Below are 805 nucleotides of genomic sequence, written 5' to 3'. Positions count from 1 at the left end.
CCGGCCGGTCAGCTCGTGACGGTCCGCGTGCCGGCGACGAGCGCGAACCTCGGCCCCGGCTATGACAGCCTCGGCCTGGCGCTGACGCTGTTCGACACCCTGACGGTGGAAACCCTGGACAGCGGCGAGCTGGAATTCGAACTCAGCGGGGAAGGGGCCGAGTCCCTTCCCCGCGATGCCAGCCACCTGGTGGTCAAGGCCCTCACGGAGGCACTGCACCGACTGGGCTTCCGGCACGACGGCCTGAGGATCACGGCAGACAATGTCAATCCGCACGGCCGCGGGCTGGGCTCCTCGGCCTGCGCCGTCGTTGCCGCCGTGACCGCCGCCAATGCCCTGGTCCCCGAAACGTCGCGCCGGGGCAAGGATTGGGTCTTGCAGCTCACGAGCGAGATGGAAGGCCACCCGGACAACGTCGCACCCGCCATTTTCGGCGGACTGGCGCTGTCATGGCAGGACAGTGACCAGTACAGCAGCACGTGCGCGGCTGTCGTTTCCACGGTCATTCCCGTGGTTGCCGTGCCGGACTTTGAACTGTCCACCGAAGCCGCACGTGCGCTGCTGCCCGCCTCGGTGGGCCACCACGCCGCGGCCATGAACTCGGGACGTGCGGCCCTGCTGATCCTTGCGCTGACGCAGAAGCCGGACCTGCTGCTCGCCGGCACCGAGGACTACCTGCACCAGAGCTACCGCGCGGATGCCATGCGGCCCAGCGCGGACCTGATCGCGGCCCTGCGGCGGGCGGGCTTTGCCGCCGTCGTCTCAGGGGCCGGCCCCACCGTCCTTGTCCTGGCCAACGGCGGGG

At 69.9% G+C, this 805-nt stretch carries 1 pseudogene (only partly in view); it reads left to right on the top strand.

The annotated features are described in order from the left end of the window. Window positions 1-805: pseudogene (thrB, locus tag K789_RS23285) on the top strand (homoserine kinase) (its annotated part continues 132 nt past the right edge of the window); the annotation flags it as partial.

This window comes from Arthrobacter sp. TB 26 (assembly GCF_000427315.1).
Classification (GTDB): Bacteria; Actinomycetota; Actinomycetes; order Actinomycetales; family Micrococcaceae; genus Arthrobacter.
Note: the sequence above shows the minus strand (reverse complement) of the source record. Positions and strands in the feature narration are given on the sequence as shown.